We start from the raw sequence: 10,639 nt of genomic DNA on the forward strand, positions 1-10,639 counted from the left end.
GGTGCGCTGAACCTTCCGTGGCCGCGAGAGACGGGGCTGCGGAAGGGACACACGACATGAGCACCTTGCAGAACACCCGGATCTTGCTCGTCGGCGGCTCGTCGGGCATCGCGCGTCGCATCGCCGAGGACGCCCTCGCGGCCGGCGCCGAGGTCGTGCTCGGGGGACGGCGGCCCGAAACGCTCGCCGACACGATTGCCGAACTAGGCCCGGGAGCCTCGGCGGTGCACCTCGACCTCGACGACGAGTCCTCCATCGCCGGCGCCGCCACGACGCTCGGACCTCTCGATCACGTCGTGTCGCTCGCGGCGAACCACGCCAACGGCCCGATCACGGGTCTCGATCGCGCCGACGTCGAGGGCGCCTTCGCCGCCAAGGTGATCGGCCCGATCCTGCTGGCCAAGCACTTCGCGCCCATGCTGCGTGTGGGCGGCTCGTTCGTCTTCTTCTCCGGTGTCGCCGCATGGAAGCCGGCGCCGGGCCTCGCCGTCATGGCCACGACCAACGGTGCTGTCGCATTCCTCGCGGAGGCCCTCGCCGTGGAGCTCGCGCCGCTGCGCGTGAACGCCGTCTCGCCCGGCATCGTCGACTCGGGCGCCTGGGACGGGATGGGCGACGACAAGCAGGCCATGTTCGATGCCACCGCGGCCAAGAACCCCGCTCGGCGAGTGGGTCGACCCGACGACGTCTCGGCCGCAGTACTTCTCGCGCTCACCAACGGCTTCGTCACCGGAACCACTCTCCACGTCGACGGGGGTGGACGGCTGAGCTGAGCGCCTCAGGCGATCCGCACGCCCCTCGGCAGGGTGCGGGCAGGAACGCGGAGTCTGCGAGCGGCGACGGTGAGTCCGAAAGCCCCCAGGATTACGTTGACGGCCAGCCCGAGGTACCAACTCCGCCCCACGTCCGCAGACTCGAAGGCGACCTGCTTCTGGTAGAAGCCGGTGATCGATCCGTCCGAGCTGTAGGTAGACACGGACTCCGCGCAGGTCGGCTCCGCGATATAAGGCCCGGTTCTCGCCGTCGACAACAGTTCCGCGACTGGCCTCGCCACACTGGGGTCGGGTGGACGCTGGTCCGTCGGCCAGACTCGGACGCTCGGGTTGTCGTGCGCCGCCACTACATCCGGGAGCATGAGGAACGGGTTCGGTGCCAGCAACCACCAGATCCGCTCGGTGTGGTTGTAGCTGCGGACGGCGGTCACGTCGCGACACTCCGGGAAAGAGTCGTACGTGGCGTCGTCGGCGTACATGTACTCGGCTTCGACCACGACGTGATCCTCGGCAGTCGTCGTATAGAGCAGGCCGAACAGCGCCGGGAGGCCCAGGACGAGGAAGAACACCGTGGCCTGCGTCAGGACGGCCGAACCTGCCGGCCGAGCGGTCAGCGCGGAGTACCCCAGCCCGATCCCGCAGTAGCACAGGAAGATCAGGCAGAGAACGATCACGCCCAGCACTGATATGCCGACGCCGTACGGAGCGGCGACGATCCCCCACACCAGGTATGGCGACGCCACGGCGACGAGCGCGAGGCAGGACACCCACGACCCGAGAAGTTTGCCGACGGCCAACTGCCAGTGGCTGATCGGTGTCGCCTGCACCACGGCGAGCGTCGCGTCCTTGCGGTCACCGTTGATCGAGGTCGCCGTGAGGGTGGGGGCGAGTACCACGCCGAGGAACAGCTCGACTCCGAGCACGACCGCGTACAGATTGCGCGCCCAGCCGTCGTAGTTCGCATCGGCCTCGTCCACAGACAGAGCCAGGTACATAGACCCGAACACGGCCAGCGAGATGACCGTGAACGTGACGGCGAGGGTGATGCGCCACCGGGTGGTGCGCAGTCGCTGCCGCAGTTCGAGGCCGATCAGCACGCCGACCACCGACCACCAGCTACTCATCCGTGCCGCCATGTCAGGTCCTGTCCGCGTCGAGTGCGAGGTAGGTGTCCTCGAGCTGCGAGTCCACCCGAGCGAACTCGGCGACCTGCGCGCCCGACTCCACAAGGGTGCGCAGATGCTGCGCAGCGGCCTCCTCGTCGGGGAAGTGCAGGATCCTCGCCGAGGACGCGGGACAACCGGCTTCCCGCACACGCCACGAACGCTCGACCGACGGCGCGGAGTCCCGCGTGCGGCCGTCGGTCATGACGATCACGTCGTCGACCATCTCCGACAACTCGGTGAGAATGTGGGACGACACCAGCACGGCGCATCCCCCGTCGGCGAGGCGGCGGATCTCGTCACGCAGTTCGACTCGCGAGCGCGGATCCATGCCGGACGCTGGCTCGTCGAGCAGAAGTAGTCGTGGACTGTGCACCAGTGCGCGTGCGAAGCCGAGCCTCTGCTTCTGACCGCGAGACAACTCGTGGGCAGGTCGGTCGGCGCGGTCGTCGAGATGGACCTGCTGCAGCAGTTCGGCGGCGCGGGCACGAGCGTCCTGCGACGACAGTCCGTGCAACCGTCCGAACGTCGACAGGATCTCCGACGCGGTCAGGCTGTCCCAGGTGCCGAACACGTCCGGCATCCACCCCACGGCCCGCCGAAGTGCGACCGTCTCGACCGGCGACCCGTCCAGCTCGAGGGTCCCGGAGTCGGGAGCCAGGAGGCCGGCGAGCATGAGCAGCAGCGTCGTCTTGCCGGCGCCGTTGGGTCCGACCAGCCCGGTCACCCTGCCAGGGGTCAGCGTGACGTCGGCGTGGGCGACTGCTGTGTGGCGTCCGAACGTGCGGGTGAGACCTCGGGCCGTCAGGGACATGCCGTGGACCCTAACTGCCGGGCACTCGGGCGAAGTGCACGTGTCAGGCCGTGCCCGAGTGTCCACAACTGGCTGTCATCGACGGGATCCCGTCGATCCGGTCGACTTCTGGACGCTCGAGCACGCCCGGACGCCACGGGAACAAACTCGCGCACCCCTCCGTTGAGCCGTACGACTGCCATTGAGCGTGAGTCACTCAAGTACAACTTGACGGGTCGAGGATCCGGAAGGCAAACTTGAGTCCAGTTCGCTCAGGCAGACGCCTTTCGAAACATCTGCAGCATCTATCAGGAGGTTACAAATGGCTCGTGCCGTCGGAATCGACCTCGGGACCACCAACTCGGTCGTGTCAGTCCTCGAGGGCGGCGAACCGGTCGTGGTGGCCAACTCCGAGGGTGCACGCACCACCCCGTCCATCGTCGCGTTCGCCAAGAACGGTGAGGTCCTCGTCGGTCAGTCCGCGAAGAACCAGGCCGTCACGAACGTCGACCGGACGATTCGCTCGGTCAAGCGCCACATCGGTACGGACTGGACTGTCGCCATCGACGACAAGAAGTACACGTCGCAGGAGATCAGCGCCCGCACTCTGATGAAGCTCAAGCGTGACGCCGAGGCGTACCTGGGCGAGGAGATCACGGACGCCGTCATCACCGTTCCCGCGTACTTCGAGGACGCACAGCGTCAGGCCACGAAGGAAGCCGGCCAGATCGCCGGCCTCAACGTCCTGCGCATCGTCAACGAGCCCACCGCGGCTGCGCTGGCGTACGGCCTGGACAAGGGCGAGAAGGAACAGACCATCCTCGTGTTCGACCTCGGTGGCGGCACGTTCGACGTGTCCCTGCTCGAGATCGGCGACGGTGTCGTCGAGGTCCGCGCCACGTCCGGTGACAACCACCTCGGTGGCGACGACTGGGACGAGCGCATCGTCACCTGGCTCGTCGACAAGTTCAAGGCTCAGAACGGTATCGATCTGACCAAGGACAAGATGGCTCTCCAGCGCCTGCGCGAGGCTGCGGAGAAGGCAAAGATCGAACTGTCCTCGAGCCAGAGCACCTCGATCAACCTGCCGTACATCACCGTGGACGGCGACAAGAACCCGCTGTTCCTCGACGAGCAGCTCAGCCGTTCCGAGTTCCAGAAGATCACCTCCGACCTGCTCGACCGCACTCGTGCGCCGTTCCAGGCCGTGGTCAAGGACTCGGGCATCGCGGTCAAGGACATCGACCACGTCGTGCTCGTCGGTGGCTCCACCCGTATGCCGGCAGTGTCCGAGCTGGTCAAGGAGCTCTCCGGTGGACGCGAGCCCAACAAGGGCGTCAACCCGGACGAGGTCGTGGCCGTCGGCGCCGCACTGCAGGCCGGTGTGCTCAAGGGTGAGGTCAAGGACGTTCTGCTCCTCGACGTCACGCCGCTGTCCCTCGGTATCGAGACCAAGGGTGGCGTGATGACCAAGCTCATCGAGCGCAACACCACCATCCCGACCAAGCGGTCCGAGACCTTCACCACGGCGGACGACAATCAGCCGTCGGTGCAGATCCAGGTCTTCCAGGGTGAGCGCGAGATCGCCTCGCACAACAAGCTTCTCGGCTCGTTCGAGCTGACGGAGCTGCCGCCCGCACCGCGCGGTGTTCCCCAGATCGAGGTCACGTTCGACATCGACGCCAACGGCATCGTGCACGTGACGGCGAAGGACAAGGGCACCGGCAAGGAGAACACGATCAAGATCCAGGAGGGCTCCGGCCTCTCCAAGGAGGAGATCGAGCGCATGGTCAAGGACGCCGAGGCTCACGCCGAGGAGGACAAGACCCGTCGCGAGGAGGCCGAGACCCGCAACCAGGCCGAGTCGCTCGTGTACCAGACGGAGAAGTTCGTCAAGGACAACGAGGACAAGGTTCCTGCGGAGACCAAGGAGAAGGTCGAGTCGGCCATCGCCGAGGCTCGCACCGCTCTGAACGGCACGGACATCGCCGCCATCAAGGCAGCGGTGGAGAAGCTGAGCACGGAGTCGCAGGCTCTGGGTCAGGCACTGTACGAGTCGGCAGCAGCCGACGGAGCAGGTGCCGACGGCGCCGCCCCGACCGACGGTAGCGACGATGTCGTCGACGCCGAGGTCGTGGACGAGCCGGTCGACACGGACAAGAAGTGAGTGCTGACGACACCGGGAACGGCGTTCCGGACGTGGATCCCGCCGTGGAGGAATCCCTCGCGGGTTCCGCCACGGCGCCCCAGCCCGGCGGAGATTCGGACCCGGTAGACGCAGAGTCCGGCGAGCCTGAGGTTCTCGAGGCCGAGAGCCCCGAGGCCGACGCCGCGCCGGAGAAGGACGAGAAGGCGGAGCTCACGGCCGACCTGCAACGTCTGAGTGCGGAGTTCGCCAATTATCGGCGACGCGTCGCACGGGACAAGCAGGTGGACATCGACAATGCCAAGGCGTCGGTGTTGGCCGAGTTGCTCGGTGTGCTCGACGATCTGGACCGGGCGCGTCAGCACGGTGACCTCGAGAAGGGGCCGCTGAAGTCGGTGGCGGACAAGCTCGAATCCGTCATCACCGCTCAGGGCGTCGTCGGTTTCGGCGCCGAGGGCGACGCGTTCGACCCCGCTCTGCACGAGGCTGTGCAGCACGAGGGTGATGGTTCGAATCCTGTGGTCGGCAGTGTCTTCCGCAGGGGTTACACGGCGCGCGACCGAGTGTTGCGCACCGCCATGGTTGCCGTCGTCGACGGATCAGGCGCCGATGCGGCGTCCGACCAGGCATAGTTCTCGGCAGTGAGTGACGTGGAAGGAGGAGGCAACCGGTGAGCCAACGGGAGTGGATCGAGAAGGACTTCTACAAGGAGCTGGGTGTCTCCTCCTCCGCGACGCAGGACGAGATCAAGAAGGCGTACCGCAAGCTCGCGCGCGACAACCATCCGGACTCCAATCCGGGGGATGCGAAGGCGGAGGAGCGCTTCAAGGCGGTCAGTGAGGCCAACGCGGTTCTCTCCGACACTGCGAAGCGCAAGGAGTACGACGAAGCTCGATCGCTGTTCGCCAGTGGTGGTTTCGGCCGGGGTGGGTTCTCGCCCGGCGGCGGAACCAACTTCGGTGGCGGCGGAACGTCCGGTGGTTTCGACGTGGGTGACCTCTTCGGAGGCGCCAACGGAGGAGCGGATCTGGGCGACCTCTTCGGAGGACTGTTCAACCGCGGCGGCGGCGGCCCCGGCCGCACGCAGGCATCGTCGTCGCGACCGCGTCGGGGCAGCGACCTCGCTGCGGAGGTGACGCTCGACTTCCGCGATGCGGCAGTGGGAACCTCTGTGCCCCTGTCGATCACGAGCCCATCGTCGTGCACCACGTGCCACGGCAGTGGAGCCAAGCCGGGCACCAGCCCGCGGGTCTGCCCGCGGTGCAACGGTGCCGGTGTGGTCAGCCGCAACCAGGGTGCGTTCGGCTTCAGCGAGCCGTGCGACGACTGCCGCGGTACCGGCTCGATCATCGACGATCCCTGCGCGGACTGCCGCGGCACGGGTGTGCAGAACCGCACCCGCTCGGTGACGGTGCGGGTGCCGGCCGGTGTGACCGACGGGCAGCGGGTGCGCGTCGCGGGTCGCGGCGAGGCGGGACTTCGCGGCGCTGCCGCGGGAGACCTGCTGGTCACGATCCACGTTCGGCCCGACGCGGTGTTCGGCCGCACGGCGGACGATCTGACGCTGACCGTCCCCGTCGCCTACAGCGAACTGGTGCTGGGAACGACGTTGTCCGTCCCGACCCTCGACGGCCGTGTGGGACTGAAGGTTCCGGCCGGCACGGTCGACGGGCGCACGTTCCGGGTCAAGGGGCGCGGCGTACCGAAGAAGACGGCGACGGGTGACCTGCTGGTCACCGTCAAGGTCGCGGTGCCGTCCGAGCTGGACGACGCTGCACGGGAGGCGTTGGAGACGTACGCCGCGGCGGAGAAGGCGAGCGGTTTCGATCCTCGATCCGGTTGGCCCGGTGCGTGATGGCCGGGGAGAAGGATCGTCCCACGGATCAGCAGCCGCGTGATGCGGGCGCCGACCCGGATGCACGGATCTTCGTCATCTCGGTCGCGGCCGAACTCGCCGGCATGCACGCCCAGACGCTGCGCACGTACGACCGCCTGGGGCTGGTGACACCGTTCCGTACGACGGGCGGAGGTCGCCGGTACTCGCCGCGCGATGTCGCGCTTCTGCGTGAGGTGCAACGACTCTCGCAGGACGAGGGTGTCAACCTCGCCGGCATCAAGCGCATCATCGAGCTGACCAACCAGGTGGAGGCGCTGCAGGCGCGGATCACCGAGATGGCGTCGGAACTCGCGCAGGTTCACGCCGGGTATCGACGCGATCTGGTCCCGGTGCGGAGCAACGCGCTGGTGGTCTGGAAGCCCAGAAACCCACGACAGCAATGACGGTCACCCGTGGCGGATGTTCACCACGGGTGTTCCTGTCGTTGTCAGAGCACGCAGCGTGAACGCGGACATGGCGGGGGACCCGCACACCAGGACCCGCTGCGACAGGTACGGCCCTCGTCGCGCGACCACTTCGCCGATGCGCCCCTGCAGATAGTCCCCTGCGGCGAAGCCGGTGTCGGGCGCCGTCTGCAGGCGACGGGTCTCGGCGGCATCGAAGTATTCGTCCCGGTACATCGGGTCCGTCATCTTCTCGACGACGGGAATCACGGTGAGCCAGTCCGCGGTTCGCGCCATCAGCGACAGCATGTCGGCGGCGTAGAGGTCACGGGGCGAGCGCCCCCCGACGTACAGGTTGACCCGGGGAGGTCGGGGCCGGCGAGCCAGATCGAGCAGCAGTGCCCGCATCGGCGCCAGACCCGTTCCGCCGGCGACCATGACGATGTCGTCGTCCGTGTCGTCCACCCGTAGATCACCTGCGGGGTCGTCGATCGTCCAGATGTCGCCTTCGCGCGTGTCGTTGACGATGACGCCGCTGACCCAGCCGGCCGGAATGGCCCGGATGTGGAACTCGTACTTGCCGTCTCGTGACGGGGGCAATGCGGGGGAGTAGCGCCGCGGCAGATGAGGCGACGACGGCACCGTCACGGCCACCGACTGCCCCGGTTCGAAATCCACGACGTCGCCGACGAGTCGCACCACCAGCAGATCGCGCCGAAGCCGATGGCATTGCACCACTTGGGCTTCGGCCACTAGCGCAAGTTCCCGTGCATCACATGTCCCGGTTGGTGATCATCTGGCTCGTGTCGTCCTCGCCGGTGCGGCCGAGTGCGGCGAGGAAGGATCGAGCCCACCGGTCCACGTCGTGGGCAAGGACCTGTCGACGCATCGCCCGGATGTTGCGTCGGCCCGCCTCGGCATCCTGCTCGATGGCGGCGATCATGGCGTCCTTGACGCTGTTCAGATCGTGCGGATTGCACTGGTAGGCCTGCCGCAATTCTGCCGCGGCGCCGGTGAACTCACTGAGGACCAGTGATCCGCCGAGGTCGCTGCGGCACGCCACGTACTCCTTGGCGACGAGGTTCATGCCGTCGCGGATCGGCGTGACCAGCATGACGTCGGCCGCCACGTAGTAGGCGATCAGTTCGTCGCGGGGGATGGGCCGGTGCATGTAGTGCACGACGGGGTGCCCGACGCGGCTGAACTCGCCGTTGATGCGCCCCACCATGCTCTCGATCTCGCCGCGCATCTGCTTGTAGCTCTCGACGCGCTCGCGGCTCGGTGTGGCCACCTGGATCATCACGACATCCTCGGGATCGACGCGCTCCTCGGCCAACAGTTCGAGGAACGCTTCGAGGCGTACGTCGATGCCCTTGGTGTAGTCGAGCCTGTCGACGCCGAGCATGATCGTCTTCGGATTGCCGAGCTCCTTGCGCATCTCCTTGGCGCGGTCCCGGACCGGCTTTCGACGCGACTTCTCGTCCAGGTCACCGGAATCGATGGAGATGGGGAACGCGCCGACCCGTACGGAGCGGAAGCCCACCTGCACGAGACCGAGCTTGGAGCGCACTCCGACGGTGCCGCGCGAGGTGGGTTGCCCGGCCAGGCGGCGGGAGAGGTACAGGAAGTTCTGGGCTCCACCCGGCAGGTGGAACCCGATGAGGTCCGCGCCCAGGAGGCCTTCGACGATCTCTGTGCGCCACGGCATCTGCATGAACAGCTCGACCGGGGGGAACGGGATGTGCAGGAAGAAGCCGATGGTCAGATCGGGCCGCAGCATCCGCAGCATCTTGGGAACTAGCTGGAGCTGATAGTCCTGGATCCACACCGTGGCGTTCTCCGCGGCGGCCTTCGACGTGGCTTCGGCGAACCGGCGATTGACCTCGACGTAGGCGTCCCACCAGGCCCGGTCGTAGACCGGACGCACGATGACGTCGTGGTAAAGCGGCCACAGGGTGGCGTTGGAGAAGCCTTCGTAATAGTCGGCGACCTCCTGGGCCGACAGCGGAACGGGAACCAGTTCCAGGCCGTCGTCTTCGAAGGGTTCGACGTCGACGTCCGGGACGCCCGGCCATCCCACCCATGCACCGTTGTTGCTGCGCAGGATGGGCTCCAGCGCGGTCACCAGACCGCCGGGGCTGCGCTTCCATCGACGGGACCCGTCGGGCGCGGTATCGAGGTCGACGGGCAACCTGTTGGCGACGACGACGAAATCCGAACCTGCACCGGTCACTGATGATCCTCTGTCTGGGCGAGACGCTGTCACTCGTGGGCGTACCCCGCTCGGAGATCGCCAACCTGATGACGATGCCGGCGGGGTGAACACCCGCCGGCGGACCTACTCGGTGAGTGCGGGGGGTGCGACGCCCAGCATGGAGAGCAGCATGCGACATTCGTCGGCGTCGGTCGCGTAGGCGGCGACGACGCGACGCGCCATGCGTGCGGTCTCCTCGGTGAGGGTTTCGATCTCTTCGTCGGCGATGTCTGTCGTCTCGGTGGTATCCGCGGCCATGTGCTTCTCCGTCGTGTTCGTGGTTCGGCTCGTCGGCGATCCCGGTCGGGCCGCACGTCAAGACTAGGAGAAGTGGCGCATCCCCTGCAAAGTCACGCCCGGTAGCGTCCACCGGAACACTGTCTGCATCACCGGAAGGACCCCGTCATGCCCATCGGCACCATCAACGGCATCCGCCTCAACTACACCGTGACGGGCAAGGGTCCGCTCGTCGTCATGGTGATGGGGACCGGCAGCCCGGGCCGCGTGTGGCAACTCCACCAGGTCCCAGCGCTGACGGCCGCGGGATACCGGGTCTGCACGTTCGACAATCGCGGTATCGCACCGACCGACGAGAGCGCGGGCGGCATGGTGATCGAGGATCTGGTCGCGGACACCGCGGCGCTCATCGAGTACCTGCGGTCCGACGCCTCGGAGAAAGCCGTCGTCGTCGGTACCTCGATGGGTGCGCGGGTGGCCCAGGAACTGGCATTGACCAGGCCCGACCTGGTCTCGAAGGCCATCTTCGCGGCCGGTCACGCCCGGCTCGACGCGTTCCAGAAGGTGCTCGGTGCCGGCGAGAGGGAACTGGCGGACAGCGGCGTGAAGCTCCCCGCGAAGTACGCCGCGGCGGTCACGGCCGCGCTGAACCTGTCCCCGGCATCGTTGTCCGACGACGCGAAGGCGCGCGACTGGCTGGACCTGTTCGAATTCTCGGTGCAGCCGCTCACTCCCGGCCAGCGCGCTCAGATTTCCCTCGACGAGACGTTCGACCGCCGCGAGGCGTACCGCGCGGTGACAGTTCCGTGCCTGTCGCTGGGGTTCGCGGACGACCGGATGATCCCGGCGTACCTGTCGCGGGAGGTCGCCGACCTGATTCCCGGAGCCCGGTACGTGGAGATCGCCGACGCCGGGCACTACGGCTATCTCGAGAAGCCCGACGAGGTCAATGCGGCCATCCTGTCTTTCCTGCAGGAGTAAGTCTTAGGTTAG

11 protein-coding genes are annotated in these 10,639 nt (G+C 67.2%); 6 read left to right on the forward strand and 5 right to left on the reverse strand.

The features are described 5' to 3' along the window. Nucleotides 1-56: 56 nt before the first annotated feature. Nucleotides 57-773 carry an SDR family oxidoreductase gene (locus AC0IX4_RS02930; RefSeq protein ID WP_471827966.1) on the forward strand — a complete coding sequence of 239 codons (717 nt, stop codon included), beginning with the start codon at nt 57-59 and terminating at the stop codon, nt 771-773. A gap of 5 nt (nt 774-778) precedes the next feature. Here the strand turns inward: AC0IX4_RS02930 and AC0IX4_RS02935 are convergent, their stop codons facing one another. Further along, complete coding sequence (locus AC0IX4_RS02935; RefSeq protein ID WP_471827967.1) at nt 779-1,909, reverse strand: ABC transporter permease; 1,131 nt, start codon at nt 1,907-1,909, stop codon at nt 779-781. Nucleotide 1,910: 1 nt separating this feature from the next. Next, a complete protein-coding gene (locus tag AC0IX4_RS02940) occupies nt 1,911-2,750 on the reverse strand; it encodes an ABC transporter ATP-binding protein (protein WP_471827968.1) in 840 nt (279 codons plus the stop codon). 301 nt (nt 2,751-3,051) lie between these two features. Between AC0IX4_RS02940 and dnaK the strand changes: the two genes are divergently transcribed. Genes dnaK through AC0IX4_RS02960 form a run of 4 tightly spaced genes read left to right on the forward strand, consistent with a single transcriptional unit; the run spans nt 3,052 to nt 7,155 of the window. Beyond that, nucleotides 3,052-4,896 (forward strand): molecular chaperone DnaK, encoded by a 1,845-nt coding sequence (dnaK, locus tag AC0IX4_RS02945; protein WP_042574304.1) that lies wholly within the window; start codon nt 3,052-3,054, stop codon nt 4,894-4,896. A gap of 44 nt (nt 4,897-4,940) precedes the next feature. Then, nucleotides 4,941-5,507, forward strand: coding sequence for a nucleotide exchange factor GrpE (gene grpE / locus AC0IX4_RS02950; protein ID WP_442970491.1), 567 nt, complete (start codon nt 4,941-4,943; stop codon nt 5,505-5,507). Between the two features lie 38 nt (nt 5,508-5,545). Next, nucleotides 5,546-6,730, forward strand: a complete 1,185-nt coding sequence (gene dnaJ, locus AC0IX4_RS02955) for a molecular chaperone DnaJ (protein WP_042574306.1) — start codon at nt 5,546-5,548, stop codon at nt 6,728-6,730. Then, complete coding sequence (locus AC0IX4_RS02960; protein ID WP_042574307.1) at nt 6,730-7,155, forward strand: heat shock protein transcriptional repressor HspR; 426 nt, start codon at nt 6,730-6,732, stop codon at nt 7,153-7,155. The genes dnaJ and AC0IX4_RS02960 overlap by 1 nt, the downstream gene beginning before the upstream one ends. Nucleotides 7,156-7,158: 3 nt before the next feature. Here the strand turns inward: AC0IX4_RS02960 and AC0IX4_RS02965 are convergent, their stop codons facing one another. The 3 genes from AC0IX4_RS02965 to AC0IX4_RS02975 form a co-directional block, all read right to left on the reverse strand. After that, entirely contained in the window at nt 7,159-7,908 is a 750-nt protein-coding gene (locus AC0IX4_RS02965) for an FAD-binding oxidoreductase (RefSeq protein ID WP_471827969.1), read from the reverse strand. Nucleotides 7,909-7,927: 19 nt separating this feature from the next. Then, a complete protein-coding gene (locus tag AC0IX4_RS02970) occupies nt 7,928-9,421 on the reverse strand; it encodes an alpha,alpha-trehalose-phosphate synthase (UDP-forming) (protein WP_082518152.1) in 1,494 nt (497 codons plus the stop codon). Nucleotides 9,422-9,493: 72 nt separating this feature from the next. Beyond that, nucleotides 9,494-9,667, reverse strand: a complete 174-nt coding sequence (locus AC0IX4_RS02975; protein WP_197074725.1) for a hypothetical protein — start codon at nt 9,665-9,667, stop codon at nt 9,494-9,496. A 147-nt stretch (nt 9,668-9,814) separates the two neighbouring features. On the opposite strand from AC0IX4_RS02975, the gene AC0IX4_RS02980 reads away from it, so the two are divergent. Next, the gene (locus AC0IX4_RS02980; protein WP_042574310.1) at nt 9,815-10,627 is read left to right on the forward strand and encodes an alpha/beta fold hydrolase; all 813 of its coding nucleotides are present in this window, start codon (nt 9,815-9,817) and stop codon (nt 10,625-10,627) included. The last annotated feature ends 12 nt before the right edge of the window (nt 10,628-10,639 follow it).

The sequence above is a fragment of the Rhodococcus sp. AC861 genome, from assembly GCF_979256035.1.

Bases quoted from the DNA above. Each gene is read 5' to 3' on its own strand.
- AC0IX4_RS02930 (WP_471827966.1), top strand. From the start codon at position 57: ATGAGCACCTTGCAGAACACCCGGATCTTGCTCGTCGGCGGCTCGTCG.
- AC0IX4_RS02960 (WP_042574307.1), top strand. From the start codon at position 6,730: ATGGCCGGGGAGAAGGATCGTCCCACGGATCAGCAGCCGCGTGATGCG.
- AC0IX4_RS02980 (WP_042574310.1), top strand. From the start codon at position 9,815: ATGCCCATCGGCACCATCAACGGCATCCGCCTCAACTACACCGTGACG.
- AC0IX4_RS02940 (WP_471827968.1), bottom strand. From the start codon at position 2,750: ATGTCCCTGACGGCCCGAGGTCTCACCCGCACGTTCGGACGCCACACA.
- AC0IX4_RS02935 (WP_471827967.1), bottom strand. From the start codon at position 1,909: ATGGCGGCACGGATGAGTAGCTGGTGGTCGGTGGTCGGCGTGCTGATC.
- dnaK (WP_042574304.1), top strand. From the start codon at position 3,052: ATGGCTCGTGCCGTCGGAATCGACCTCGGGACCACCAACTCGGTCGTG.
- AC0IX4_RS02975 (WP_197074725.1), bottom strand. From the start codon at position 9,667: ATGGCCGCGGATACCACCGAGACGACAGACATCGCCGACGAAGAGATC.